This window comes from Nonomuraea jiangxiensis, from assembly GCF_900099965.1.
Lineage (GTDB): Bacteria > Actinomycetota > Actinomycetes > Streptosporangiales > Streptosporangiaceae > Nonomuraea > Nonomuraea jiangxiensis.
Genome location: NZ_FNDJ01000017.1, coordinates 1 through 24540, shown reverse-complemented (window position 1 = coordinate 24540; position 24540 = coordinate 1). Strand labels below are relative to the sequence as shown.

General features: G+C 73.5%; 18 protein-coding genes and 1 pseudogene. 9 read left to right on the top strand and 10 right to left on the bottom strand.

The features are described from left to right. Positions 1-54 precede the first annotated feature (54 nt). Both BLS95_RS33120 and BLS95_RS59915 read right to left on the bottom strand, forming a co-directional pair. Complete coding sequence (locus BLS95_RS33120) at positions 55-1683, bottom strand: serine/threonine-protein kinase (RefSeq protein WP_090940543.1); 1629 nt, start codon at positions 1681-1683, stop codon at positions 55-57. Positions 1684-2115: 432 nt separating this feature from the next. Next, on the bottom strand, positions 2116-2250 hold the full coding sequence (locus tag BLS95_RS59915; protein ID WP_425434764.1) for a hypothetical protein: 135 nt from the start codon (positions 2248-2250) through the stop codon (positions 2116-2118). A 418-nt stretch (positions 2251-2668) separates the two neighbouring features. On the opposite strand from BLS95_RS59915, the gene BLS95_RS33110 reads away from it, so the two are divergent. After that, positions 2669-3808 (top strand): hypothetical protein, encoded by a 1140-nt coding sequence (locus BLS95_RS33110; RefSeq protein ID WP_143043958.1) that lies wholly within the window; start codon positions 2669-2671, stop codon positions 3806-3808. Positions 3809-3836: 28 nt separating this feature from the next. Here BLS95_RS33110 and qcrB read toward each other — a convergent pair whose 3' ends face one another. Both qcrB and BLS95_RS33100 read right to left on the bottom strand, forming a co-directional pair. Next, complete coding sequence (gene qcrB / locus BLS95_RS33105; RefSeq protein ID WP_090940537.1) at positions 3837-5462, bottom strand: cytochrome bc1 complex cytochrome b subunit; 1626 nt, start codon at positions 5460-5462, stop codon at positions 3837-3839. A gap of 420 nt (positions 5463-5882) precedes the next feature. Continuing rightward, a complete protein-coding gene (locus BLS95_RS33100) occupies positions 5883-7274 on the bottom strand; it encodes a type I glutamate--ammonia ligase (RefSeq protein WP_218136102.1) in 1392 nt (463 codons plus the stop codon). A 225-nt stretch (positions 7275-7499) separates the two neighbouring features. Here BLS95_RS33100 and BLS95_RS33095 point away from each other — a divergent pair, with 225 nt between their 5' ends. Continuing rightward, entirely contained in the window at positions 7500-9443 is a 1944-nt protein-coding gene (locus tag BLS95_RS33095) for a glycoside hydrolase family 71 protein (protein WP_090940531.1), read from the top strand. A gap of 36 nt (positions 9444-9479) precedes the next feature. Here the strand turns inward: BLS95_RS33095 and BLS95_RS33090 are convergent, their stop codons facing one another. The 4 genes from BLS95_RS33090 to BLS95_RS33075 form a co-directional block, all read right to left on the bottom strand. After that, complete coding sequence (locus tag BLS95_RS33090) at positions 9480-10619, bottom strand: hypothetical protein (protein ID WP_143043957.1); 1140 nt, start codon at positions 10617-10619, stop codon at positions 9480-9482. Between the two features lie 90 nt (positions 10620-10709). Continuing rightward, a complete protein-coding gene (locus BLS95_RS33085; protein WP_090940525.1) occupies positions 10710-12959 on the bottom strand; it encodes a xanthine dehydrogenase family protein molybdopterin-binding subunit in 2250 nt (749 codons plus the stop codon). Next, positions 12956-13948, bottom strand: a complete 993-nt coding sequence (locus BLS95_RS33080; protein WP_090940523.1) for an FAD binding domain-containing protein — start codon at positions 13946-13948, stop codon at positions 12956-12958. Before BLS95_RS33080 ends, BLS95_RS33085 begins: the two co-directional genes overlap by 4 nt. 1 nt (position 13949) lies before the next feature. After that, on the bottom strand, positions 13950-14507 hold the full coding sequence (locus BLS95_RS33075) for a (2Fe-2S)-binding protein (RefSeq protein ID WP_090940520.1): 558 nt from the start codon (positions 14505-14507) through the stop codon (positions 13950-13952). A 122-nt stretch (positions 14508-14629) separates the two neighbouring features. Here BLS95_RS33075 and BLS95_RS33070 point away from each other — a divergent pair, with 122 nt between their 5' ends. Beyond that, entirely contained in the window at positions 14630-17485 is a 2856-nt protein-coding gene (locus tag BLS95_RS33070; RefSeq protein WP_218136101.1) for an AAA family ATPase, read from the top strand. Between the two features lie 15 nt (positions 17486-17500). Here the strand turns inward: BLS95_RS33070 and BLS95_RS33065 are convergent, their stop codons facing one another. Continuing rightward, positions 17501-18163, bottom strand: coding sequence for a hypothetical protein (locus BLS95_RS33065; RefSeq protein WP_245765432.1), 663 nt, complete (start codon positions 18161-18163; stop codon positions 17501-17503). 370 nt (positions 18164-18533) lie between these two features. On the opposite strand from BLS95_RS33065, the gene BLS95_RS33060 reads away from it, so the two are divergent. After that, entirely contained in the window at positions 18534-19364 is an 831-nt protein-coding gene (locus BLS95_RS33060; RefSeq protein WP_090940510.1) for an alpha/beta fold hydrolase, read from the top strand. Between the two features lie 163 nt (positions 19365-19527). Here the strand turns inward: BLS95_RS33060 and BLS95_RS33055 are convergent, their stop codons facing one another. Further along, the gene (locus BLS95_RS33055; RefSeq protein WP_090940507.1) at positions 19528-20148 is read right to left on the bottom strand and encodes a GNAT family N-acetyltransferase; all 621 of its coding nucleotides are present in this window, start codon (positions 20146-20148) and stop codon (positions 19528-19530) included. Between the two features lie 384 nt (positions 20149-20532). Here BLS95_RS33055 and BLS95_RS33050 point away from each other — a divergent pair, with 384 nt between their 5' ends. From BLS95_RS33050 to BLS95_RS33030, 5 genes and pseudogenes are all read left to right on the top strand, one after another. Continuing rightward, positions 20533-20931, top strand: coding sequence for a hypothetical protein (locus tag BLS95_RS33050; RefSeq protein WP_090940504.1), 399 nt, complete (start codon positions 20533-20535; stop codon positions 20929-20931). Between the two features lie 68 nt (positions 20932-20999). After that, positions 21000-21965 carry a small ribosomal subunit Rsm22 family protein gene (locus tag BLS95_RS33045; protein ID WP_090940501.1) on the top strand — a complete coding sequence of 322 codons (966 nt, stop codon included), beginning with the start codon at positions 21000-21002 and terminating at the stop codon, positions 21963-21965. 82 nt (positions 21966-22047) lie between these two features. Further along, on the top strand, positions 22048-22824 hold the full coding sequence (uppS, locus tag BLS95_RS33040; RefSeq protein ID WP_090940498.1) for a polyprenyl diphosphate synthase: 777 nt from the start codon (positions 22048-22050) through the stop codon (positions 22822-22824). 5 nt (positions 22825-22829) lie between these two features. Next, a complete protein-coding gene (locus tag BLS95_RS33035) occupies positions 22830-23600 on the top strand; it encodes a GNAT family N-acetyltransferase (protein WP_090940496.1) in 771 nt (256 codons plus the stop codon). A gap of 72 nt (positions 23601-23672) precedes the next feature. Beyond that, positions 23673-24449 (top strand): annotated as a pseudogene (locus BLS95_RS33030) (pentapeptide repeat-containing protein); the annotation flags it as partial. Positions 24450-24540: the final 91 nt, after the last annotated feature.

The window sequence follows — 24540 nt, the reverse complement described above, 5'->3', positions numbered from 1 at the left end:
ACACCCGGACCCGCGCGTGTATTTCCGCCTGCGCCGCCGACCGGCGGAACGGGCTCAGGAGAGCCGGGCGATCGTGAAGTCGTCGTAGGAGACGCGGCTCTTCGAGTCCTTGCCCGCGCTCATGTAGAGCCCGAACCGGGGGCGGCCCGCGGCGGTCGTGACGCCCTGGTCCACGTGCTCCGCGACCAGCTCGTCGCCCAGCCACAGCGCGACCCGCACCTCGTCGCCCTCGCGTACGCACTCGGCCCGCACCTGCACGGGCGCCTTCTGGTCGAACGGGGGGATGGTCAGGTCAGGGGTCAGGTCCTCCCACACCGTCCCGGCCACTTTGGTGATCTTGGACTTCCCGTCCGAGCTGACCTGCAGCATGTAGATCAGATCGTCCTTGGCGTCGTCGGTCTTGGAGTATTCGCAGAAGACGCCGTTCCAACTGGCCACGGCCTGGCTGAGGTCCATCTTGACCGAGACCAGGGACCTGTCGGGGAGGACGGCGTTCACCGGGGCGGTCGACCACTGGATGGTGTTGGAGTAGTCCTCCGCCATGGTGTAGCGGCCTTGGCCGGTGTAGCCGCGCTCGGTCGTCGGCGAGGTGAGGCCGCTGTTGTCCCAGCCCGAGTCGTCGCTGGAGAATGTCTCGTCGTAGAGGGTCTCGGTCCCCTCGGGCGGGGAGGGCGGCAGTGCCCGCAACCCGGCGACGACGCCGGTCACCAGCCCGACCGCGGCCACCCCGGCCCCCGCGCCGATGGCCAGGTCGCGCAGCCGCCAGGCAGGTCGCGCGGCCGGCGGGGGCGGCGCCATGGCCGGCCCGTATCCCACGCCCAGCCGCAGGGTCCTGGCGACCTCGGCCACCGTCGTGCCCGGGCCGGACAGCTGGGACACGAGCTCCTCCGCGGTGGGGCGCGCGGCGGGGTCCCTGGCCAGCGCGGCGCGTACCAGCTCGCGCAACGTGGGCTCCACCCCGTTCAGGTCCGGCTCCTCCTGCATGACCCGGTGGAAGGCCTGCATCATGTTGTCGGCGGCGAAGGGTGACCTGCCCGGCGTGGTGGTGGAGGTGGCGGCGGCCACCACGCAACCCCACGCGAAGATGTCCGCGGCCTGCTCCACCTGCCCGGAGAACAGCTCCGGCGCCATGTAACCCGGGGTGCCCAGCATCTGGCCGGACCGGGTCGCCTGCTCGGTGTCCAGCGCGCGGGAGATTCCGAAGTCGATCACCCGCGGGCCGAACGGCGAGAGCAGCACGTTGCCCGGCTTGAGGTCGCGGTGCACGATGCCGGCCTGGTGGATCGCGGACAGCGCGACCGCCACGCCCACCGCGAGCGCCTCGCCGGCGGCCCCGGTCAGCGGGCCGTGTTCCTTGACGTGCCGGCCCAGGTCGAGCCCGGGGACGTACTCGGTCACCACCCACAGCGGGGTCTCCGCCAGCTGCCCGTCGAGGACGGGCGCCGTGCACCACCGGCTCACCTTGCGCGCCGCCGCCACCTCCTGGCGGAACCGGCGCAGGAACTCGGGGTCGTGCGCCAGGTGCGGCTTGATCACCTTGATCGCGACCAGGCCGGTCGGGCCCTCCGCCAGATAGACGCTGCCCATGCCGCCGCTGCCGAGCCGACCGGCCACGCGGTACTGACCCAGCTCCCGGGGGTCTTGGTCACTGAGGGCGACGACAGTGGGGGAGGCGAGAGGCATCACGGGACGATCATAGGGACCGATGTCCCTTAACAGGAGAAAAGTCCGCCCTGTACACCCAGCCGTGACCTCCGTGCGAACTGCGTCCAGAGGGATGCCTGGGGCGTCCTACGGCCCGGCTGTGGCTCGGGTCGCTAGTGGCTGGGCGGGGCGTCTCGTGGAGATCCACGCCCGGCGTCCGCCCGGCGGCGGCGTACAGCTCGCGGAAGTAGCCCTCGAAGCCGCCCGGGGTGAGTGCTCGTCCTCGCGCGTGTGCAGGTGCGGCGCGGTGATCACGCCCACCGCGACAGCTGCGGGAACACGGCGCAGGCGACGCCCGGCCCCCGGTGGTGGCCCGTGCGCCGGCCGAGGGAGATCGGGAACGGCCGGCCCGCAGCCGGAGACGTGCCTCAGCCGCGCTCGGCGTAGCCCGTCAACCGGCAGGCGACCTCGTCAGGGGCGGGCATGCGGGCGATCTCCTCGGCGATCGCGCGGGCCGCGTCGCGGCAGCTGCGGCACGCCGACGGCGAGCGCGCCGAGGGTGGTGCCGCTGCCGCCGTGGTGCGCGACCGCGTCGACGTGCGGCAGCAGGTCCGCCTGCGGTACCCAGGCCGCACGGTGACGTTGCCCGGCACGTCGTCGAGCAGCTCGGGACCCACCTTGCCGGCGGCGACCAGCACGTGGGCGTCCAGCGCGGCCAGCCCCTCGCGCATGGCCGCGAATCTACGTCCGGCGGCTCGTCGCCCAGGGGCGCGTTCGCTCACGGCGATGGCGCGGCCTACCTGCGCGGAGGCCCGGATCGGCGGCCGTCCCGGCCGTCGCAGCCGGCACTCCGTGAGATGATCGTGACCATGATCGGTAAGTCAGGCGAAAAGGGCGTGTCGCGGCGCGGTGATCGTTCGGGCGGCCGGCCCTGATGACGATCATGGAATCCGCGTCCTTGCGTCCTGCCGGCGGCCGACGGGCGGAGCCGCACCCCCGCGTGGCGGCGCCACGGGTCCTGAGCGTGAGCAGCGTGGGGCACCTCGCGGGATTGCGGCCACGGGGGCGGTCCGGCGCGGGCGGCGACGTGCGCGGCGCCGACGTCGAGCTGGTGGATGCCCTGGACCTGCCGACCTGGCGCACGGTGGTCGCCTGGCTGCGTGACACGCCGTCCATGGCCGGCCGCCGGAGCCGCCTGCAGATCCTGGCCGCGTTCATGCGCTGGCTGCGCACGCTCGACCCGGCCACGGAGCTGCTCGCGGCCAGCGGCACCCACCTGGACAGATACTGCGAGGCCGCCCGCTCGGGCGCCCTCACCGTGGGGGTGCGCACCCCGGGCAAGCCCCTGGCGGGGGCGACGGTGGCCAGAAGGCGCACCGCGTTGTCGTCCTTCTACGCCTACGCCTGGCAATACGGCGCGGTCCGGCAGACCCACGCCGCGGCTCCACCGCCCGCTCGAGCTCGCGAGGCAGTCCCGCGGCGCGGTTCGGTCCGCGACACCGACCCGCAGGCCGGGACGGACACCGGTTCGCAGGCCGGGACAGATGCGCGCCCGCAGGCCGGGACCGATGCCGGCCAGCGGGTCGGGGCGGCTCGCGACGCCGGTTCAAAGGCCGGGACGGACGGCGGCCAGCAGGCCGGGACGGATACCCGCCCGCGGGTCGGTGCCGTTCACGACGCCGGTTCGCGGGCCGATGGCGCACCGGTGCCGGGGGTCACGCCGGAGGAGCGGCGGCTTCTGCGGCAGGGTGTCGGGCGTCTGGCCGCCGAGGGCCGGTCGGTCGAGGCCGCCGCGGTGGCCCTGCTGGAGGCGACCGGTGCCTCCGCCGCCACGCTGGCCCGCCTCACCGCCCAGGACATCCACGCCGGAGCCGAGGGCGGCGACGGCAGGCCCGGCATCATCGTGCTCCGCGACGCGCAGGACGGCGTGGTCGCCTTCCCCCTGACCGCGCGGATCCGTTCCCTGCTGCGGCAGTTGTGCTCCAGCCGCCCGGCCGGGGAGTCGCTGATCAGACGCGACGACGGCGATCCCGTGGACGGAGCCTGGCTCGGGCGGGTGCTGAGGGAGGCGGCCCAGGCGGGCGGCATCCCCGAGCGGCGGGCGGAGGCGCTCCACCCCCAGTTGCTGCGCGCCACCACGGTCGCCGACCTCCCGCGCGGCTAGGGAGCCACCGGCGGAGCGGGAGGCCGGCTCAGCCGTAGGGTGGTGGCTCTCCGTGGCGGTCCTTCCTGGTGGCCGGCCTTCTCTCGTGGTCGCCGTCGAGCGGGATCTTCTCCCCGCCGTACGTACGGCTCATCTTGACGCGCAGCCGGCCGATCGGGCCGCGGGCCTCCTTCGGAGGGACCCGCCCGACGTCACGAGAGGCCGCGGGCAGCATCGGTACGGGCTTCTTCCCGCGTACGTGAGCCTCGATGTCCTCCGAGGGCGGCGCGTGGACCTCGATGAACTCGCCGTGCCCGAGGCGCTTGATGACGCCCGACTCCACCCCGTGGCTGACGATGGTGGCGTCCGCCCGCTGCAGCCCCACGCAGATCCGGTAGGTGATCAGGTAGGCCACGGCCGGGCCCAGGAAGATGAGCACCCGGCCGGCGTACGTCGTCCAGTTGAGGCTGATGTGGAAGTTGGCCGAGATCACGTCGTTGGCGCCGAGCAGCCACAGCAGCCCGTAGAAGGTGATGGCGGCCATGCCGATCGAGGTGCGGTGCGGGTTGTTGCGCGGGCGCTCCACGATGTGGTGCTCGCGGTCGTCGCCGGTGATCCAGCGTTCCAGGAACGGATAGAGCGCCAGCCCGGTGAGGATCAGCAGGATGGGTCCCATGGCCGGGATGAGCACGTTCATCGAAATGGTGAAGCCGAGGAAGCTGATCTCCCAGGAGGGCATGAGGCGCAGGGAGCCCTCCAGGAAGCCCATGTACCAGTCCGGCTGGGACCCGGCGGAGATGGCGGCGGGCGTGTACGGGCCGAACAGCCAGATGGGATTGATCTGCGTGAAGGTCGCCAGGCCCGCCAGGACGGCGGTGGTGAACATCAGGAACGCCCCCGACTTGGCCATGAAGGCGGGCAGGAGCGGGGCGCCCACCACGTTGTGCTCGGTACGGCCCTTGCCGGGCATCTGGGTGTGCTTCTGCACCCACATCAGGGTGAGGTGGGCGGTGATGAGCGCGAGCAGCAGGCCCGGGATCAGCAGGATGTGGAACGCGTAGAAGCGCGGAATGATCACGTTCCCGGGGAACTGCCCCCCGAACAGGAAGAACGACAGGTACGTGCCGACCAGCGGGATCGACTGCACCACGCCCTGCGTGATCCGCAGCCCCGCGCCCGACAGCAGGTCGTCGGGCAGGGAGTAGCCGGTGAGCCCCTCGACCATGGCCAGAGCCAGCAGCCCGATCCCGATGTGCCAGTTCAGCTCGCGTGGCTTGCGGTAGGCGCCGGTGAGGAACACCCGGAGCATGTGCGCCATCAGCCCGGCGAGGAACAGCAGGGCCGCCCAGTGGTGGAGCTGCCGGAGCAGCAGGCCGCCGCGTACCCCGAAGCTGATGTCCAGTGTCGAGGCGTACGCCTGGGACATCGTGACGCCCCTGAGCGGTGTGTAGGCGCCGTCGTAGACCACATCCTGCATGCTGGGCTTGAACCAGAACGTCAGGAACGTTCCCGTGAGCAGCAGGATGATGAAGGAGTACAGCGCGATCTCGCCCAGCAGAAACGACCAGTGGTCCGGGAAGATCTTGCGCAGGTTCCGCTTGAGGAAGTTCGCCGCTCCGAGACGGTCGTCGAGATCCCCGGCGACCTTCGCGAGGGCCTTCGGTGTTCTGGTCATCCATGGCCTCCTCGTTGGCCCCGGCTCGTTGGCTGTGGCCTGGCTTCCACGGGGCGGAAGCGGGCCGCCGTCGGCGATCGGCCGCCTGTTCCTGGTGTCCCGATGAGCAGCCGGAGCGGTGGATGGGCGCGGGGCGCAGATGCCTGCGCGGATCGGCCGCGATCACGTCGGCCGATCGGCGCGATGTCGTCGTGAGGTCAGGCGGCGCTGTTCAGCCATCCCGTTCCCGGTGACAGCGGCCAAAACCTGCCCGGCCCGCCGGGGTGACGGGGGCCGGGGCCGTCTGACCTGGGGCATCGCGTGCGGCTGGGCAACGGCGGTTCAGGCTTGGCCCATGACCTCGCGGCCAGGGCAAAGCGCGGCCATGGCGGGGGCCGGCATCACCACGGCGGTTGGTGAGGATTTTCCGACAGGGCGAGGTCAGTAAAGCCAGCGGTAGGAGCGGACCAGGTCCGCCGCGTCGCGGTCGGCGGCGTGGGCGGCGTCGGACTCGCGTACCGCCCGGAAGGCGTCGGTCAGCTCCTCGCCCAGCGCGCCCCGTACGCGCTGGTTGCCCAGCAGCGCGCCGAGCTGCTCCGCGACGGTCGTGGGCAGGCGGTGGACGCCGCGTCCGGCCCGCTGCTCGTCGGTCCAGTTGCCGGGGTCCTCCTGCACAGGGCCGGGAGGCGTCAGCCCGTCCTCGATGCCCGCGACCCCCGCGGCGATGACGGCGGCGAGCGCGAGATAGGGGTTGGCCGAGGCGTCCGACGGCTTGAGCTCCACGTTGGCGTGCCCGGCGCCCAGCAGGGGAGTGGCCGGTACGAGCCGCAGGGCCGCCTCCCGGTTCTCCACGCCCCAGCAGGTGTAGGCGCCGGCCCAGTAGCCGGGCCGCAGCCGCTGCAGTGAGCACAGGCTGGGAGCGGTGACGGCCACGATCGCGGGCAGGTCGCGCAGCAGCCCGGCCAGGTAGGCGCCGCCCTCCGCGGTGATGCCCCCGGGACCGTCCCCGCCGGAGAGCAGGTTCTTTCCGGCACGGGACGGCGAGGTGTGCAGGTGCCAGCCGTTGCCGACCTGGCCCAGGGTGACCAGGGGCGCGAAGCTCGCCCGCAGCCCGTGCGCCCGGGCGGCCGCGTGCACGGTCTGCCGGGCCAGCAGCTGCAGGTCGGCGGCGGTGACCGGGTCGGCGGGGGCGATGTTGAACTCGAACTGGCCCGGCCCGTACTCGCCGTGGAACTGGCCCACCGGCACGCCGTTGCGGTCGAGGTCGCGCAGCAGCTGCTCGGCGAAGGAGTCGACGGCCAGCAGCTTGGCCGGCCCGTAGGAGGGCCCCTGGTAGACGGGGCGCGGGTCGTCGCCGTCGTCCCCATCGGCCCTGCTGAGGTGGAACTCCATCTCGTAGCCGGCCAGGAAGTCCAGCCCGAGCTCCGCGGCTCGGGCGACCTGGCGCTCCAGCGCCCCGCGCTGGTCGTACGGCCACGCCGATCCGTCGGCCGCCACCTGCCGGCCGGGCACCCACGCGAACCCGGGCTGCCCCGCGAGCTGGACCACCCGGCCGGGAACCGGCATCAGGCGGATGTCGCCCGACGGCGTGGCGAGCGGCGCGTGCCCGAAGGTGATCCCGTCGTGGGAGTCGAACACCGCGAACAGCGGCGTGATGCCGACCCCGCGCTCGATCGCCGCGCCGAACTGGCTCACGGGCACCGTGCGCGAGCGGGGGATCCCGTTGTTGTCGGCCCAGACGATGGTGACCCCGACGACGCCTGACGGGGCCAGGTCCGGAAGCTCCGTGCCGGTCCGCGGCGCATCGGCGGACAGCAGGTCGAACATGGACATCCTCCCAGGCCACGCGTACGAAGTGTCGGGCGACCGGGTCACCTTACCGGCGGCGGGTCCGCGTGGAGGCGTGCCACGCCCGGCCGGTGCGGGCTGGCGGGGACGACGGGCGGCCGAAAGGATGACTTATCCGAAATGGCGGGTGGTGTGGTTGATCTTGCCCCATCCTTGGCCGTGCAAGCCGGCCCGCCGCGGCGGAGCCGTACCCAGAGCCAAGGGAGCTTCATGGCCAACCGATATCGGACGCTGCTCGCGGCCTTCGTCCTCCTGGGGACCGTCGCCGTCACCCCGGCCCAGGCGTCCGCCGTCGAGCCCGTCAGCGTGACCTTCGCCGCCGCGGAGGACGTGTTCATCAGCCAGGCCGAGCCCGCCAAGAGCTTCGCCACCGCGACGTGGATGAGCGTCTGCGGCACCGGCTGCGGCAGCGCCGCCGCGGGCCAGCGCGTCGCCCTGACCCGCTTCGAAGTCACCGGCCTCCCGGCGGACGCCGAGGACGTCAAGGCGACGCTGGAGGTCGTCTCGGCCAGGACCACCGACACCACCGTCTCCGTCCGCCCGGTGACGGGCTCCTGGACCGAGGCCGCCACGACCTGGAACACCCGGCCGGCGTTCGACGGGCCCGCCGTCGGGTCGCACACCGGTTTCACCGCCGGCGCGACGGCCCGGCTGGACGTCTCGTCCGCCGTGCCGGGGAACGGCACGTACGCGCTGGCCCTGACCGGTACGGACGCCACCGCGACCGTCCTGATGTCCTCCCGGGAGACCGGGAACCGCGGGCCGAAGCTCACGCTCACCTACACGAGGGGCGGCGGCGGGCAGACCGCGGGGCCGCTGCCCTTCACCCTGCCGGGCACGGCGGCGCTGCGGGCCTCCGGCAGGAAGGTCTTCGCGCACTACTTCACCCCGTACCCGATCTCGCTAGACAACCGGGCACCGGACACCGACTACTACGCCAGGAACTACCTCAACCCGGACGGCGAGAGCGGCAAGCACGCCGCGTACGGCGGGCTGCTCCGGGACCGGCCGGTGGCACGCGCCCCGATCTCCGGCGACTACGCCCTGGCCGACCTCAAGACCGAGGTGAGCCAGGCCATCGCGGCCGGCCTGGACGGCTTCACCGTTGACATCCTCTCCGTGACCAGCGAGAACTGGACCCGGGTGCGCAACCTCGTCAAGGCGGCCGAGGCCGTCGACCCCGGCTTCAAGATCGTACTGATGCCGGACACCAACGGGCTGGCCTCGGTCGACAGCGCCGCCCTCGCCGCCGCCATGGCCGAGCTCGCCGCCTCGGAGTCGGTCTTCCGGCTCGCCGACGGCCGCCTGGTCGTCGCCCCCTTCAAGGCCGAGGGCCGCACTCCCGCCTGGTGGTCCGACTGGATGACCACCATGGAGACGCGGTACGGCATCAAGGTCGCCCTGGTGCCCTGCTTCCTCGACTTCAACAGGTACCGTGACGCCTTCGCCCCGATCAGCTACGGCTTCGCCAACTGGGGCAACCGCAACCCCGCGGCCAACGCCTCGCTGGGCGCCAACATCGACCGCGCGCACGACCTGGGCAAGATCTGGATGCAGCCCGTGTCCGTCCAGGACGAGCGCCCCAACCAGGGGATCTTCGACGAGGCCGGCAACACCGAGAACCTGCGGGCCACCTGGAAGGGCGCGATCGACGGCGCGGCCGACTGGGTCCAGCTGACCACCTGGAACGACTACTCGGAGAACACCCAGTTCGCCCCCTCCAGGAACGCCGGCTGGACCTACCTGGACATCAACGCCTACTACCTGACCTGCTACAAGCTCGGTTGCCCGCGGATCACCAACGACACGGCTTACCTAACCCCCAGGATCCAGCCGGTCGCGGCCCGGCCGGCGTACGCGCAGACCAAGCTCATGCAACTGCGCGGCGGCAGCACCGCGGCCCGTGACACCGTCGAGGTGCTGACCATGCTGACCGCGGCGGCCCAGGTGACCGTCACGATCGGCGGCTCGGCGCAGACCTACGACGCGCCCGCCGGGGTGTCCGCCAGGACGTTCCCGCTGCGGGCGGGCACCGCCTCGGCCACGGTCGCCAGGGGCTCCACGCCGGTGGCGCAGGTGACCTCGACGCAGGCGATCACCACGACGCCGCACGTCCAGGACCTGCACTACCGCGCGGCCTCCAGCGAACGCTGACGCCCGCCCGCCCGGGGAACCGGGCGGGCCGAGAGGTCAGGCGGCCACCGGGTCGCGGGGGGTGAAGGGCCAGCGGCGGGCGATCGCCACGTGCAGGATGACCGAGACGCCGATGGCGTTGAGGCCGGCGTGCCCGACCCAGTCCGCGGCGGTGGCCCTGTCCCACGTGACCGTGCCGGCGTACGCCGTGAGCGCTCCCGCCAGGACGGCGGCGAGCAGCAGGACGGCGGCGAGGGCCACGACGCGCTCGGCCGCGGGCGGCAACCGGTTCTGCAGCCAGCCCTCGAACAGCACGCCGACCACGAGCCCGGCGGCCACGAACTGCCCGGCCGCGGCGGTGACCGCGTCCGGGCGCACGCCGCCCGCCAGGTGGGCCGCGGCGTACGTCACCCAGGCCCCGCCCACCACGACGGCGTTCCCCGCCATGATCCGCACCCACCGCCGGCGCAGCCCGGCGAACGGCCAGCCGCGCCAGACGACGAAGAACCACACCTGCCAGAGCCCGGCGACGACCAGGAACGCGCCGAACTCCGCCCCGCTCAGCAGGCCGCCGCGATCGACGGCGACGTACAGGATCAGGGCCACCACCCACGACGCCGCCAGCGCCAGGGCACCCGCGGGAATCCTGCGCAGGCGCCGCAGCGGCCAGCCCTCCCAGGCGAAGGTGATCTGCAGCATGGCCACGAAGGCGGCGCCGCCGATCGACATGGTGGCCGGGAACGTGGCCAGGTGGCCGGGCCCCGGCGTCGCGTCGATCAGGCCACGCAGGTCGAGACCCCCGGCCACGGCCTGGCCGAGCATGGTCAGCACGACCCCGGCGAGCGCGATCACCAGCGTGTCGGCGATCCCGGACCAGCCGGGGCGCAGGCTGGAGCCCGGCCAGTCCTCCCACCAGAAGGCGATCATCGCCGCCACCGGCAGGGCGAAGGTGATCAGCGGGCCGAGAACGAGGACCGACCCCTCGGCACCCCCCGCGCCCACGGCCAGCAGCACGGCCACCGGGACCACGAGCACCAGCCCGGCCAGGCCCAGACCGGGCTGGCGGGCATGCCGCAGCCGCTCGGCGGCCAGGTGCGGGCGAGGGTGGGCGCTGAGCAGCGGCCGGTCGGGCAGCCGCGCGGACACCCCGCCGGCCGGATCGGCGGAGAGCGTCACCTCGCCCATGCGAGGGCTCACGCGGGGGTTCATGCGGGGGGTCATGCGAGGGCCCGTGGGGGCTTCATGCGGGTGCTCATGCGGGTGCTCATCAGGGGGCTCATGAGGGGCTCATGCGGGGGTGCCGGGCGGGTCCATGACCAGCTCGGCGGCCAGCGGCAGCTCCCGGATCCGGCGTCCGGTCGCGTGGAAGACCGCGTTCGCGATGGCCGCGGCCGCGCCGACCTGGCCGATCTCGCCGACCCCCTTGATCCCGAGCGGCACGACGTCGTCGGCCACCTCGACGAACTCGGCGGTGATCTCCGGTACGTCCGCGTTGACGGCGACGAGATATTCGCCGAGGTTGGCGGCGCCCCAGCGCCCGTGCCGCGGGTCCATCCGGTTGCCCTCCAACAGGGCCTGACCGAGGCCCCAGAGCATGCCGCCGGTGAGCTGGCTGCGCGCCAGCTTCGGGTTGAGCACCCGCCCCGGCGCGAACACGCCCAGCATCCGCCGCACCCGGACCAGGCCGAGCTCGGGATCGACGGCGACCTCGGCGAACTGGGCGCCGAAGGTCAGCAGGCCGTGCGGGGTGTCGAGGGGCGGCGGGCTCCAGCTGCCCGTCGCCTCGGCGTCGGCCAGGCGGTTGCGGCGCATCAGCTCGCCGTACGCCTCGCCGGTCTCCGGCCGGTCGCGCAGCAGCATCCGGCCCTCCCGGACGTTCACCGCTGCGGGGTCCGCGCCGTACAGGGGCGAGCCTCGGTCGGCGACGGCCAGCGCCACGAGCTGGTCGCGCAGCGCCGTCGCGGCGGCGTGGACAGCGGCGCTCACCATGCCGGACCCGGCGGAGCCCACCGCGGCGGAGGTGTTCGGCAGGTCGGTGTCGCCGGCCTCGAACCGCACGGCCTCCATCGGCAGGCCGAGCGCGTCGGCGGCGACCTGGGTGGCCACGGTCAGCATCCCGGTGCCGAACTCCTGGGTGCCGGCCTGCACGACGGCGCCGCCGTCCTCGTACACGCGGGCGCGGGCGCGCTGGGCCGGCATGAAGAAGGCCACCGGGTACGCGGCGGCGGCCATCCCGGTGCCGATCAGCCAGTCGCCGTCCCGGCGGGCACGCGTCCCCGGGTCGCGCCCGTGCCAGCCGAACCGCTCCGCGCCGAGCCGCAGGCAGTCCGCCAGGCCGTCGCTCGACCACGGGTTGCCCCGCGGATCCGTCGCGGCGCGGTTGCGCAGCCGCAGCTCCACCGGGTCGATCCCGAGCTCGTGGGCGAGCTCGTCCATCGCGGTCTCCAGCACGAAGACGCCCACCGTCTCGCCCGGCCCCCGGGTGAACGTCGGCGTCATCGTGTTGCCCCTGATCAGGCGGTGCACCCCCTGGTAGTGGTCGCAGGCGTAGAGCTGGGAGGAGACGCCGGTGGCCGGTTCGGCCCAGTCGTCGAACGGCGAGGTGATCGACAGCTTGTGGTGGCGTAGCGCCGTCACCCGCCCGTCCCGGGTCGCGCCGAGCGACAGCTCGTGCTCCTGCTCCTCGCGGTGGCCGTGGGAGGTGTAGGTCTGCGGACGGGTGAGGGCGAGCCGTACGGGCCGGCCCACGTGCCGGGCGGCCATCGCGGCGAGCGTCACGTGCGGCCAGGTCATCGCCTTCGCGCCGAAGCCGCCGCCGACGAAGTGCGTGACGACGCGGACGTCCGACAGCGGCAGCCCGAGCAGCTGCGCCACGGTGAGCTGGCTGGCCCGGATGCCCATGGTCGAGTCGTAGAGGGTGAGCCGGCCCTCCTCCCACACCGCCGTGGTGGCCGGCGGCTCCAGCGTGTTGTGGTTGTTCGCGGCGAACCGGTAGGAGAGGTCCAGGCGCACCTCCGCCTCGGCGAGCGCCGTCTCGGCGTCACCGCGCTCCTCCCGGCCGGGCATCAGCCCGCCGAACAGCCGTTCGGCCTCGTACGCGCCGCCGCGGCCCTCGTCGATCGTGGTGACCGACGGCGTTCGCGCGTAGGCGACCTCGACCAGCGAGGCGGCGTACTGGGCCTGCTCGTGGCTCTCGGCGACGACGACCGCGACCGGCTGGCCGAAGTAGTGCACGACCTCGTCCTGCATCGGGAAGAAGCTCTGCCCGGGAGCCGGGGCGCCGAGCAGCGAGGGCAGCAGGCGCGGCCGGGCCGCCACCTTGGGCAGGTTCTCGTGGGTGAGGACGGCCAGCACGCCGCTCGCGGCGCGGGCGGGCGCGGCGTCGATCGTGACCACCCGGCCGCTGGGCACGCCCGCGCCGACGATGGCCGCGTACGCCAGGCCGGGCAGGGCGATCTCCGCCGTGTACCGGGCGCCGCCGGTGACCTTCGCGTGCCCGTCGACCCGGTCGACAGGCCGCCCGACAGCGCCGCTCATCGCGCACCTCCCCGCGCGGCCAGGGTCAGGCCGCGGACGATCGCCCGCCGGGCGAGCTCCACCTTGAACGCGTTGTGCCGGCGGACGGCGGCCCCGGCCAGCTCCGCCGCCGCGGCGGCGGCGTACGACTCCGCGGTGGCGGGCGCGCCGGTCAGGCGGGCCTCCGCGTGCCGGGCGCGCCAGGGCTTGGTGCCGACGCCGCCGAGGGCCAGGCGCGCCTCGGCGACGATCCCGTCCCGCACGCTCAGGGCCGCGCAGACCGAGACGAGCGCGAACTCGTACGACTCCCGGTCGCGGAACTTGAGATAGATCGACCGCCGGGCGATCCCGGCGGGCGGCAGCTCGATCGCCGTGATCAGCTCGCCGTGCGCCAGCGGGTTCTCCCGCTCCGGCGTGTCGCCGGGCAGCAGGTAGAAGTCGTCGATCGGGATGCGGCGGGCGCCGCCCGGCCCGGACGTGCGCACGACGGCGTCGAAGGCGGCGAGCGCGACGGCGACGTCGGAGGGGTGGGTGGCGATGCAGTGCTCGCTCGTCCCGAGGATCGCGTGGCCGCGGTTCAGCCCGTCCAGCGCGGAGCAGCCGGTGCCCGGCTCGCGCTTGTTGCACGGCGACAGGCCGTCCCGGAAGTACGCGCAGCGCACCCGCTGGCACAGGTTGCCGCCCATCGAGGCCATGTTGCGCAGCTGCTGGGAGGCGCCGAGCAGCAGCGCCCGGGAGACGCCCGGGTACCGGCCGGCGACCTCCGGCGCGCGGGCGACGTCGCTCATCCGGGCCAGCGCGCCGATCAGCAGGCCGCCGCCGGGCAGGTCCTCCACGCCTGTGAGGGGCAGGTCGTTGATGTCCACCAGCAGGCCGGGCCGGGCGATCCCGAGGCGGATGAGGTCGACCTCGGTGGTGCCGCCGGCCAGGAAGGCGCTTCCTGGGGCGGCGGTGACGGTCTCCACCGCCTCCTCGACCGTGCTGACGCGGGCGTAGGCCAGGGGCCGCATGTCAGCCCCCGTCCCCGGTGGCGCCCGGCTCCGGCGCCCGCGCGTCGCGTACGTCCCGGATCGCCGCCCGGATGCCCGGGTACGCGGCGCAGCGGCAGAGGTTGCCGCTCATGAACTCCGCGATGTCCTGGTCGGTGCCCGCGTTGCCCTCCTCGATCAGGGCGACCGCCGACATGATCTGGCCGGGGGTGCAGTAGCCGCACTGGAAGGCGTCGTGCTCGATGAAGGCGCGCTGCATCGGGTGCAGCTCCCCGTCGGTGGTCAGGCCCTCGATCGTGGTGACCTGCCGGCCCTCGCAGGTGATCGCCAGGGTCAGGCAGGCGAGCACCCGCCGGCCGTCCACCCAGACCGTGCAGGCGCCGCAGGTGCCCTGGTCGCAGCCCTTCTTCGAGCCGGTGAGCGCCAGGCGGTCGCGTAGCGCGTCGAGCAGGCTCACCCGTGGTTCGAGGTTCACCGCGTGCTCTGTACCGTTGACCGTCAGGACGACGGGCTCGTCGGATGGACCGCGGACGGTCGTTCGACGCCGCGGAGCCGCTTCAGCGGAGAGGTCGATGCCCATGCTCGCAGTCTGCGATGAGTGCCTTTGGCAGGTCATAAGTCAAATGACCGTATTTTTCTACTGCATTGGGTCTGACCAGCCTTAACCTGGTCCGTGTAGCGATGGCGCGGGGGGCGACCAGAGTGAGTGATGTCGCGGGGGCTACGGCGGTGGGCGGGGTCCGGCCCGGGGCGACCGGAGGCCCGCCCTCCGGCGGCCGCAGGCCGGAGGGCGGGCTGATCGGACGGGCCGCGGAACTCGGGCTCATCGACGCCTTCCTCGACCGGGCCGCGGCGGACGGCGCGGCGCTGGTGCTGTCCGGGGAGCCGGGCGTCGGCAAGACCGCGCTGCTGGACGCCGCGGCGCGGGCCGCGTCGGCGAAGGGCACCCGGGTGCTGCGCGCGGCCGGTGCCGAGTTCGAGGCCGACATCGCGTTCTCCGGGCTCAACCAGGTGCTCTTCCCCGTGTACCACGACCATGGCGACCTGCTCGGCGCGGCGCACCGGGACGCGCTGTCGGCGGCGCTGGGCTTCGGCGAGGGCGCCCGGGCCGACCGGCTGACCGTGTGCACCGCCGCGCTGACGCTGCTGCGGCGGGTGGCCGAGGCAGGCCCGCTGCTGATCGTCGTCGATGACCTCCACTGGCTGGACCGTTCCAGCGCCGGGGTGCTGGGGTTCGTGGCCCGCCGGCTCTCCTGCGGCCGCATCGGCCTGATCGCCGCCTCCAGGGTGGGGCCGGACACCTTCTTCGATCGCGGCGGGCTGCCCACACACGAGGTACGGCCGCTCAGCCAGGAGGCGGCCGGCGGCCTGCTCGGCGCCCGCTTCCCCGGCCTGGCCGAACCCGTACGCCGGCGCGTGCTCGCCGAGGCGCAGGGGAACCCGCTGGTCCTCACGGAGCTGCCCGAGGTGCTGACCGGCCCCCAGCGCAGCGGGCAGGAGGCGTTGCCGGAGGTCCTGCCGCTCAGCCGGCGGCTCCAGACGTTGTTCACCTCCCGGATCGCCGGCCTGCCCGCCCGTACGTGCCTGCTGCTCCTGCTCGCGGCGCTGGACAGCACGGGCGACCTGGGCGTGCTGCAGAACGCCACCGGCGGCTGCCTGGAGGAGCTGGCGCCCGCGGAGCGAGCCGGGCTGGCCGGGGTGGACCAGGGCACCGGGCGGCTGACCTTCCGGCACCCCGTGGTCCGCTCGACGGTGGTGAACTTCTTCACCGAAGCGGAGCGCCGCCGGGCGCGGCGGGCGCTCGCCGACGCCCTGGTGGACCAGCCGGAACGCCGCGCCTGGCAGCTCGCCGACGCCACGCTCGGCGCGGACGAGCAGGTGGCCGCGCTGCTGGAACGGGTCTCCCGGCGCGCCCTGCGCCGTGGCGACGCGGTCGGCGCGGTGGCCGCGCTGCTGCGCGCCGCCGACCTCAGCCCGGTCAGCGGGGGCCGCAGCCGGCGGCTGGCCGCGGCGGCCTACGTCGGGGCGAACGTGGCCGGCGGGCTGCGCGACGTGCCACGCCTGCTCGGCGACGCCCGCCGGGCCGACCCGGAGCCGGACGGGTCGCTGGAGGCGGCGGTCGCGACCGCGTACCTGCTGGTCAACGGCGAGGGGGACGTCGACACCGCGCACCGCCTGCTGGTCGGGGCGATCGAGGCCCGGCCCGGCGGCTGCCGCGCCGACGACCACGCCCTCGTCGAGGCGCTGTTCACGCTGCTGGTCGTGTGCTTCACCGGCGGCCCGCGTCCCGAGCTGTGGGAGCCGTTCCGGGCGGCCGTCGCCCGCCTGACGCCGCGCCCGCCGGACGTGCTGGCGCTGTGCGAGATGGCCTTCGCCGATCCCGCCCGGATGACCGCCGAGTCGCTTGACGAGCTCGACGCCCTCGTCAGCCGCCTCCCCGAGGAGGCCGACCCGGACCGGATCGTGTGGATCGGCCGGGCGGCCCTGTTCTTCGACCGGCTGGCTCCCTGCCGGGAGGCCCACTGGCGCGTGGTACGCGACGGACGCGACGGCGGCGCGGTCACCTCGGCCATCGGCGCCCTGAGCACCCTCAGCTTCGACGACCTGCTCACCGGCCGCTGGGAGGAGGCCCGGCAACTGGCCGAGGAGGGCCTCGGGCTCTGCATGGCGCACGGCTACCTGCTCCTGGAATGGCCGTTCTGGTTCGTCCAGGCCCTGCTCGCCGCCAAGCAGGGCGCCGACGACGTCGCCGAGGCGCTGGTCGACAGGATGATCCGGTGGGCGACGCCGCGCCGGGCGGAAAAGGTCCTGCTGTTCGCCCGGTACGTACGCGCTCTGGCGGCGCTGGGCCGGGGCGAGGCCGAGGAGGCCTACCGGGAGGCCGCCGCCATCACCCCCGTCGGGGTCATCGCCCCCTACACGCCCCTCGTCCTGTGGGCCGCGCCGCTCCTCGTCGAGGCGGCGGCCAGGACCGGCCGCCGGCCCGAGGCTGCCCGCCACGTCGCCGCGATGCGCCGGACCGCCGTGGCGGCCCTGTCGCCCCGGCTCGCCCTGGCCGCCGAGTTCTCGGCGGCCCTCGCCACGCCCACCGCCGAGGCCGGCGCCCTGTTCGAGCGGGCGCTGGCCATCCCCGGCATCGAACGCTGGCCGTTCGACGTCGCCCGGGTACGCCTGGCCTACGGCGAGCACTGCCGCCGTACGAGGGCGATCAACGAGGCCCGGGTCCAGCTGACGGCCGCGCGGGAGACCTTCCAGCACCTCGGCGCGCGCCCCTGGGCCGCCCGCGCCTGCAACGAGCTGCGCGCCACGGGCCAGCCGCCCCCGCACGACGACCTCACCCCCCAGGAACGCCAGATCGCCCTGCTCGCCGCCACCGGCCTGACCAACAAGCAGATCGCCCAGCGCCTGCACCTGTCCCCCCGCACCATCGGCGCCCACCTCTACCGCGCCTTCCCCAAGCTCGGCATCACCTCCCGCGCCGCCCTCCGCGACGCCCTCACCCATGAGCGGAGCCCGAACCCGCCCCCCGAACCGGACCCCCACGGCGCCACGACGTGATCGGGGCGTTCTTGGTCAGCCGCCGGCGGGACGGCGCTTCTCGCCTTCCGGGGTGAAGGTGAAGCCGGCTTTGAAGTCGCCCATGCCGGAGCGGACCGCCAGGAGAACGGCTTCGTCGCAGCGAGGAGGCCAGGTCGACTCGGCATCTGGATCAGCGCCGTTCCACAGATGAAAGAAGATCATCGAGGTGTCTGCAGGTTCGGTGAGGTAGCCGAGGGTCTTGCCGTAGTAGGGGTTGTTGCCGCCCAGCAACACGGAAGGTGGCCCGAAAGTGTCGATCACCTCGCTGAGCGAGTGGTCGCGTGTGACCCAGGTCGGGATCTGTGTTCGCATCTGGTCGTACTCATCACTTGTCAGCGTTCGGTCGGCCTCCAGCCAGCCGCGGGCTCGGGCGAACTGAGAGTAGACGGAAGCCATTCCGGATTCGTAGGGGGCGGGGATCAGATCCCGGAAAGCCCCGGACACGCCGGTCGGCGTCCAGGCTCCGCGCGACTCCAAGGATCGCTGTTCTCCGGCCCAGGCTTCGTCGCCGCGCTCGAGGTGGAGCAGGTGATCAATGACGAGTCGAACGCTCACTTCTCCGCCATACATCCCTGGACGGCGCAGCACCGAGTTCAACTGGCGGACGAGGTAGTCCCGCATTTCGGAAGAGGAGCGCAATCCAGGAAGCTCTGCCACGAAGATCAGTCTCTCAACCGGCGAACCGGAACGGCCAGAAGCGGCAGGAATCGCCCGGCGGAATCACTACCGGGGCAGGCTCGATCGCCTCTCGGGGTGGGGGTGCGGTGGTTCGGCGGGTGAGTCGTGTGCGGTCGTGGATGTAGTCATTTGACTGATGAGCAGCCGTGTCGGTCGCGAGCAGGATGGTCGCGCGGTTCCGTGGGGAACCGCGTCGCCGGTGCGATCACCGGCCGCCCTCCACCGTCATCCCCCAGCCACCGCACGGGGGCCGTCCGGCGTGCGCCGCGTCCCGCGCGCCCGCCCGACCGGCCGCGCTGGCACGGCCCGGACACGCAAGAGCAACGTTGACGCACGGAAAGGGCACACCATGCCGTACATCAAGGTCGGCGAGGAGAACTCCGCCTCCATCGACATCTACTACGAGGACCACGGCACCGGCAGCCCGGTCGTGCTGATCCACGGGTACCCGCTCAGCGGCGCCTCCTGGGAGAAGCAGGTGCCCGTGCTGATCGACGCGGGACACCGCGTGATCACCTACGACCGGCGCGGATTCGGCGCCTCCAGCCAGCCGGCCGTCGGCTACGACTACGACACCCTCGCCGCCGACCTCAAGACGCTGGTCGAGGAACTCGACCTGAACGACGTCACCCTGGTGGGCTTCTCCATGGGCAGCGGCGAGGTGGTCCGCTACCTCAGCAGGTACGGCTCCGCGCGGGTGAACCGGGCCGTGCTGCTCGCCCCGCTGCAGCCGTTCCTGCGCAAGACGCCCGACAACCCCGAAGGGGTGGACGGCAGCGTCTTCGACGGCATCAACCGGGCCGTCGTGGCGGACCGGCCGGCCTACCTGAAGGCGTTCCTGGACGACTTCTACAACGTGGACACCTACCGTGGCACCCTGATCAGCGACCAGGCCTGGCAGCTCAGCTGGAACGTCGCCGCAGGCGCCTCCGCCATCGCCACGCTGCGGTGCGTCACCGCCTGGCAGACCGACTTCCGCGACGACCTGGCCGCGCTGGACGTGCCGATCATGGTGGTGCAGGGTGACCAGGACCGCATCCTGCCCATCGACAGCACCGGGCGGCGGCTGCCCGCGCTGATCGAGGGCCTGCGGTTCGAGGTCATCGAGGGCGGCCCGCACGCCATCGGCTGGACCCACGCCGCCGAGGTCAACGCCGCGCTGCTCGACTTCCTCACGTAGTCGGCTTTCTCGCGTGGCCCGCTTCCTCACGTGGCCCGCTTTCTCGCGTGAGCGGCTTCCTCGCGTGGCCGGTGGTCGCCGTCCCCGAGGTTGCGGGATGCCCGGCAGGGCGTCGGCGTGGTCCGTGGCCGAGCGCGTCTCGCCGACCGCCGGCCGGGAGCGGCTATTCCGGGGCGGGTAGCAGGACCTCCGCGCCCACCGGTACGAACCCGGCCGCCAGGAACGCCCGTACGCTGGCCGCGTTGCCCGGCGCCACCTGGGCCCACAAGGGCTCCCCGACGAGGTGCCGGGCGGCACCGGCCAGGGCGCGGCCCACCCCGCGGCCCCGGTGTCCGGGCTCGACCTCGACCGCCACCTCCCACCGCCCCGCCACCCCTCGCCCCACGGAGATTAGCCCTCCCCGGCCGGTCCACACGCGTACCGAGTCGCGGTACCTGAGGGCCCGCGCCACCCGCGGATGGTCGCTGCCGGTGACCTCCTCCAGCGGGAGCGGGGGTGGGCCGGGAAGGGGCCCGGCCAGGCCCAGCAGGTCGACGCAGTTGATCCGCCGTCCCGTCGCGTCCGCCAGGGCCTGCAGGAACGGGGGACCGAGCGGCGCGGACAGGTCGTCCGGCGGCAGCAGGTTACGGACCCAGCCGGGATCGACGTCGGCGAACACCACGGAGTGCCCGGTGAAGGCGATCACGCCCACGTCGCGCGGGGAGGGCTGGGGGAGGATCGTCACCCCGCCGTCGGCGGTGGGCATCAGCCCGCGCTGCACCCGGGAGAGCAGGTCTGCCAGCATTCGTATGAACTCCGATTCCAGGTCAGCGATCCCAGGCCGGCGGGAGCGGTCCGGCGGGGTGAATCCCGCCGCCCGGGTCATCGGGCGGTTCGGGCACGACGGTGAGCCTACGCCGACCGATTCGAGGGTGTACGTCCCGCCAGCTGGTGGGGTCCGTGGTCCCGCGCCGCCGGCGTGGTCAATAATGTGCGGGTCGGATCAGTGCGATCGATGGGGGAACGCATGCGCACAGGAAAGGTCACCGCCGCCGCTTCGAGGCAAGGGCACCACGCCCGCTAGCGAGCCGCCGCCGGGTGAGCCGACCGGCGATGCTCATCGCCCGGAGCGGTCGCTCGGGTAATCGACCGATTTCCTTCCTTTCGAGGATCCCTTTTGCGTGCCTCCATGTCCGCGCGCCTGAGCGCGTACTTCTCGCTGCCATACGCCGCCCGCGCCACCCGTGCCGGGTCGGCGGTCGCCCGTGCCGGGTCGGCACTGGCCCGTGCCGGGGCGGTCGTCATCCGCGCCGCGTTGGCCGTCGCCGTGCCGATGGTCGTTGCGGCGGTTCCGGTGGGCTTCGGGAGCCGCGCCATGGTGCGGGCCGAACCGGCCACCGCCCTGCGCCGGCGCGTCGTGCCCGGCGGGCTGCCGGTCCGGGGCCGCAGCGTTCACGCGCTGTCCGGCCGCCGTGACGCGGTCCTCGGCTGCTTACCGGGCGGCGTGCCGGTCCGGGCGGTGGCGATCATCGACCCGTACCGGCCGGCCGCCGTCGTGACGGCCGCCGTCGCCGCGGTCGCCTGGTGACCGCCGGCTCCGGCCCGCGCCCTGTGAACCCCTCTTACACTCACTCGCACACCCCAGGTGAACCATCCATGCTTCCCGATGACCTCAGAACCGCCCTGGACCGGGCGCTGGCCCGCTACGCCCCGCACGACCTGGCCGCGGTGGTCGCGCGGCTGACCGAGAGCTACCGCACCGAGACAGGCCGGACCCACCTGCACTCCCAGGCCGACATCGCCGCCTACGCCGCGTACCGCATGCCCGCCACCTACGCCGCGGCCGTCACCGCCATGGGCAGGGCCGCGGCGGCGGCGCCCGGCTTCGCCCCGGCGAGCCACCTCGACGTCGGCGGCGGCACCGGGGCCGCCCTGTGGGCGGCGGGCGCGACCTGGCCGTCCCTGACCAAGGTCACCGTCATCGAACACGATCCGCACATCATCGACCTCGGCAAACGCCTGGCCCGCAGCTCGCCCGCGCTGAGCGGCGCGACCTGGCGCCAGGCGTCCGTGCACCCCGGCCTCGACCGGCCCGCCGCCGACCTGGTCACCATGTCGTACGCCCTGGGCGAGCTGCCCGAACGCGACCGCCAGGACGTCGTGCGCTGGCTGGCCGCCGATGCCACCATGGTGATCGTCATCGAGCCCGGCACGCCCACCGGCTACGCCACCATCGCCCAGGCCAGGCAGGCCCTGGCCGAGTACGGCATGCACATCGCCGCCCCCTGCCCGCACGACGGCCCCTGCCCGATCCTGCCGGGACGCGACTGGTGCCACTTCTCCGTCAGGCTGCCCAGGAGCGCCCTGCACCGCCGGGTCAAGCTGGGCACGCTCGGCTTCGAGGACGAGAAGTTCTCCTACGTGGCCGCCACGGCGACGCCGGCGCCCCGGGCCGCCGCCCGCGTCCTGCGCCACCCGGCCAAGCGCAAGGGCCTGGTGTCCCTGCGCCTGTGCACCGGCGAGGACGGGCTGCGCGACGTGCTCGTCTCCAAACGGCAGGGCGAGCTGTACCGCCGGGCCAGGGACACCGAGTGGGGCGATGGCTGGCCACCGGAGGACTGAAACCCCACAAGCTCGGGCATCTGGGCACCGGAAATCAGGAAAGATCAGATTCCGGCTCGGCGGAGACGCCATCCTTGGAGGCATGTGGACGACTGACCTCTTGCACGCCCTGTACGGCCGGCGCCTGCGCCGTCAGGTCATGGCCGGCCCGCTGCCCCGCCACGTCGGCCTGATCACTGACGGCAACCGGCGCTGGGCCAGGCAGATGGGCCTGGCCAACCCGAGCATGGGCCACAAATATGGCGCCGACCACATCGCGGACGTGATGTCGTGGTGCGAGGTGCTGGGCATCGAGCACCTGACCGTGTTCCTGTGCTCGACAGAGAATCTGCAGCGGCGCAACGACGAGGAGGTGGCCTTCCTGCTGCGGGTGATCGAACAGATGGTCGCCGACCGGCTCGACCAGCCCGACGCGCGATGGCGGGTGCACGTGGCGGGCATGCTCGACGTACTGCCCGACAGCACGGCCCGCGCGCTCAAGAGCGCCGTCGAGGCCACCCGCACCTGCGCGACCGGCTTCCACCTGACCCTGGCCATCGGGTACGGAGGCCGCCAGGAGGTGATCGACGCCCTGCGCGAGCTGCTGTACGAGCGGGCCGAGGCCGGCGAGTCGATGCGGGAGCTGGCCTCGACGCTGACCGTGGACGACGTGGCCCGCCACCTGTACACGGCCGGCCTGCCCGACCCCGACCTGGTGATCCGGACCAGCGGCGAGCAGCGCATGTCGAACTTCCTGCTGTGGCAGTCGGCCTACTCCGAGCTGTACTTCTGCGAGGCCTACTGGCCGGCGTTCCGCGAGATCGACTTCCTGCGGGCCCTGCGCAGCTTCGCCGCCCGCCAACGGCGTTTCGGGAGCTGAGCGCGATGAACCACGAGAAGGTGCTGGCGGCGTTCGACCGGGAGCTGCGCAGGCAGGCCCGTCCCGACGGACCGGAGACGCGGGTCGAGCGGGCGGGTGACGTGGTCCGCCAGGTCGGCCCGGAACACGCCTGGAACGGCGTCATCTGGTCGGACCTCGACGCCCGCCGCGCGGACGCGGCCATCGCCGAGCAGGTCCGCTACTTCGGCGCACTGAAGCGCTCCTTCGAATGGAAGCTGTACGGCCACGACCGTCCCGCCGACCTCGACCGCCGCCTCCTGGCCGCCGGATTCACCGCCGAACCGGCCGAGACCGTCATGGTCGGCGAGACGGCCGACGCCGGCCGCTGGGCGTTCGAGGTGCCGCCGGGAGTCGACCTGGTGCCGGTGACCGACCGGGACGGCGTGGAACTGGCCGCCGCCGTGCACGAACGCGTCTTCGGCACCGCCCGCGACCAGGTCCGGGCCCGGCTCCTGGACCTGCTCGGCGCGGGGGAGCTGTACGCCGTACTCGCCATGGCGGGGGGCACACCGATCAGCGCCGCCCGCCTGGAGCTGCACCCGGGCACCCGGTTCGCCGGCCTGTGGGGCGGCGGCACCGTGCCGGAGTGGCGCGGGCGCGGCGTCTACCGCGCGCTGATCGCCTACCGCGCCCGCGAGGCCGCCGCCCGCGGGTACGACTTCCTCCAAGTGGACGCCTCCAGCCAGAGCCGTCCCATCCTGCTGCGGCTGGGGTTCGAGGCGCTGACCACGACGACGCCGTACGTTCATCCTTGAGTACCCTTGTACGGTCAACCACCCCGCGAGGAGACCAGCACGTTGCCCGGAACCCACCCGCGTGAGCTCGGCCTGCTGGCCGACTGCGAGAGCTGCTTCGGACTGTGCTGCGTCGCGCTGCCGTTCTCGGCGTCGGCCGACTTCGCCGCCGACAAGGACGCCGGGCAGCCATGCCGGCACCTGGGCGACGACTTCGGCTGCTCCATCCACGAGCAGCTCAGGCAGCGCGGCTACCCGGGGTGCACGGTCTACGACTGCTTCGGGGCGGGGCAGAAGGTCTCGCAGGTCACGTTCGGCGGCCGGAGCTGGCGGGAGGAGCCGGGGACGGCCGGGCAGATGTTCGCGGTGTTCCCGGTCGTACGGCAGCTGCACGAGCTGCTGTGGTATCTGGCGCAGGCGCTGACGCTGGAGCCCGCCGCGCCGATCCACGCCGAGTTGCGGCACGCCTTCGGCGAGACCGAGCGCCTCACCCGGCAGAGCGCCGACGAGCTGGAGAAGCTGGACGTCGCCGCGCACCGGGACGGGATCAGGGACCTGCTGGTGCGTACAAGCGAGCTGGCGCGGGCCGGACACCGGGGCCGGGAGCGCCGGGGCGCGGACCTGATCGGCGCCCGGCTGCGAGGCGCGGACCTGCGGGCGGCCGACCTGCGGGGGGCTTACCTGATCGGGGCCGATCTGCGCGGGGCGGACCTGCGGCAGGCGGACCTGATCGGGGCCGACCTCAGGGGCGCCGACCTGTCGGGCGCCGACCTCACCGGCGCCATCTTCCTGACCCAGCCCCAGGTGCACTCCGCCAAGGGCGACGCCGCCACCCGCCTGCCCGCCCCCCTCACCCGCCCCGCCCACTGGTCCACAACCCGCACGACTCCGACCCCACGACCCACCGGCAAGCCGACCCCAGCCCCCCGCACCGGCTCAACCCGCCACCCCCGCCGCCCCC

Bases quoted from the DNA above. Each gene is read 5' to 3' on its own strand.
- BLS95_RS33050 (WP_090940504.1), top strand. From the start codon at position 20,533: ATGTCCGCGCGCCTGAGCGCGTACTTCTCGCTGCCATACGCCGCCCGC.
- BLS95_RS33055 (WP_090940507.1), bottom strand. From the start codon at position 20,148: ATGCTGGCAGACCTGCTCTCCCGGGTGCAGCGCGGGCTGATGCCCACC.
- BLS95_RS33045 (WP_090940501.1), top strand. From the start codon at position 21,000: ATGCTTCCCGATGACCTCAGAACCGCCCTGGACCGGGCGCTGGCCCGC.
- BLS95_RS33095 (WP_090940531.1), top strand. From the start codon at position 7,500: ATGGCCAACCGATATCGGACGCTGCTCGCGGCCTTCGTCCTCCTGGGG.
- BLS95_RS33100 (WP_218136102.1), bottom strand. From the start codon at position 7,274: ATGTCCATGTTCGACCTGCTGTCCGCCGATGCGCCGCGGACCGGCACG.
- BLS95_RS33085 (WP_090940525.1), bottom strand. From the start codon at position 12,959: ATGAGCGGCGCTGTCGGGCGGCCTGTCGACCGGGTCGACGGGCACGCG.
- qcrB (WP_090940537.1), bottom strand. From the start codon at position 5,462: ATGACCAGAACACCGAAGGCCCTCGCGAAGGTCGCCGGGGATCTCGAC.
- BLS95_RS33035 (WP_090940496.1), top strand. From the start codon at position 22,830: ATGAACCACGAGAAGGTGCTGGCGGCGTTCGACCGGGAGCTGCGCAGG.
- BLS95_RS33120 (WP_090940543.1), bottom strand. From the start codon at position 1,683: ATGCCTCTCGCCTCCCCCACTGTCGTCGCCCTCAGTGACCAAGACCCC.
- BLS95_RS33080 (WP_090940523.1), bottom strand. From the start codon at position 13,948: ATGCGGCCCCTGGCCTACGCCCGCGTCAGCACGGTCGAGGAGGCGGTG.
- BLS95_RS33075 (WP_090940520.1), bottom strand. From the start codon at position 14,507: ATGGGCATCGACCTCTCCGCTGAAGCGGCTCCGCGGCGTCGAACGACC.
- uppS (WP_090940498.1), top strand. From the start codon at position 22,048: ATGTGGACGACTGACCTCTTGCACGCCCTGTACGGCCGGCGCCTGCGC.
- BLS95_RS33060 (WP_090940510.1), top strand. From the start codon at position 18,534: ATGCCGTACATCAAGGTCGGCGAGGAGAACTCCGCCTCCATCGACATC.